Genomic DNA, 1,627 nt, shown 5'->3' on the forward strand with positions numbered 1-1,627 from the left:
AGCCGGGGCCGGACGAGGCTGCCGGAGCCAGCCGGGGGCAGTTGTGTGCCCGCCGAGGGCAGACGCGCGCCAGCCGGGGGCAGACGCGCGCCTGCCGAAAAACCCCGAGCCCACCCACGCCACCCGCTGTTACGGTGGAAAGCATGGAGATCACCCGCACGCATACGCACACCGCAACCGCGCGAGCGCCCCGCTCGCCGGTTGCCGCCGCCTGATCTCCTCACTCCTCACACCGCCGGCGACCGGAAACGGATCGCCTGCGTCGCTGTGTCGTACCCCTCGTCAAGCAGCAGCTCTTCGCGCGGTCCTTTCCGGTCACCCCGACCCGAAAGGGCACCCGCCATGCGTACCTCGCAGCAGACTCCGCTCGTCACCGAGCCGGACCGCACCTCGCAACACACCCCGCTCACCACCGAGCAGACCGTCGACACCTTCACCCGCTTCTTCCGTGACCGCGGGCACGACCTGATCACCGGCAGCACCCTGCTGCCACCGCCCGGTGATCCTGTCCTCTTCACCACGTCGGGCATGCACCCCCTCACGCCGTACCTGGAGGGCCGCCCCCACCCGCTCGGCCGGCGCCTGGTCAACGTCCAGCGCTGTCTTCGCACGACGGACCTCGACGAGGTGGGCGACAGCACCCACCTCACCGTCTTCGAGATGCTCGGCTCCTGGTCCCTCGGCGACTACGGCGGCCCGCAGAGCCTGCGCTGGGGGTACGAGCTGCTGCACGAAGGCTTCGGCATCCCGCGCGACCGGCTCCACGTCACGGTCTTCGGCGGCGACGAGCAGGTCGGTGTCGACGAGGAATCCCTCGATACGTGGCGGGGGACCGGCCTCCCGGTCGAGCTGACCGGCGGCGACGAGAACTGGTGGTCCAACGGGCCGACGGGTCCCTGCGGCCCGGACTCGGAACTGTTCGTCTGGACCGGCGGGGACGGCACCGAGCCCCAGGGCACGCCGACCACCGACCCCCGCTGGGTCGAGGTCTGGAACCACGTGATGATGCGCTACCGCCGCCACGAGGACGGAAGCCTCACGCCGCTGCGGCAGCAGAACGTCGACACCGGCATGGGCCTCGAGCGCCTCGTGACCGTCCTGCAGGGCAAGGACTCGGTCTACGGGACCGACCTCTTCGAGCCGTGGATGCGCCTCGTACCCGGCCTTTGGGACATCGAGGAGCTGTCGGACCTCCGCCTGGTCGTCGACCATCTGCGCTCGCTCACCGTGATCCACGGAGACGGCGTCCACCCGTCCAACACCGGCCGGGGCTACGTCCCGCGCCGCCTGATCCGCCGGACGCTCACGACGCTCTGGCGCGAGGACCCCGACCGCACCCTCGGCGACCTGCCGCGCGAGCTCGTCTCCCACACGCAGTCCCACTTCGGCCTGCGGGACGACCCGGACTCCGTCCTCACGGTGCTCCACGAGGAGGAATCCCGCTTCCGCCGCCTCCTGACCCGCGGCCACAAGATCCTCTCCCGCCCCGAGTACCGCAACCGCCCCCTGACGGAGGACGACTACCGCTACCTGCATGACACGCATGGGTTGCCCAGGGAGCTGGTCGCCTTCAGCCCCGCCGGCGTTTGAGGCGATCCGAACGAAGTTCGGATGAGGGGGTCCGGGG

At 70.7% G+C, this 1,627-nt stretch carries 1 protein-coding gene; it reads left to right on the plus strand.

Annotated elements, in window-relative coordinates; all coding sequences use genetic code 11:
* Positions 1–342: 342 nt before the first annotated feature.
* On the plus strand, positions 343–1,590 hold the full coding sequence (locus tag G6045_RS40485; protein WP_165337247.1) for an alanine--tRNA ligase-related protein: 1,248 nt from the start codon (positions 343–345) through the stop codon (positions 1,588–1,590).
* The last annotated feature ends 37 nt before the right edge of the window (positions 1,591–1,627 follow it).

Source organism: Streptomyces mesophilus (assembly GCF_011044995.1).
GTDB lineage: Bacteria > Actinomycetota > Actinomycetes > Streptomycetales > Streptomycetaceae > Streptomyces > Streptomyces mesophilus.

What these genes read in the sequence shown, in the direction of transcription:
- G6045_RS40485 (WP_165337247.1), top strand. Translation starts at nt 343, where the DNA reads ATGCGTACCTCGCAGCAGACTCCGCTCGTCACCGAGCCGGACCGCACC.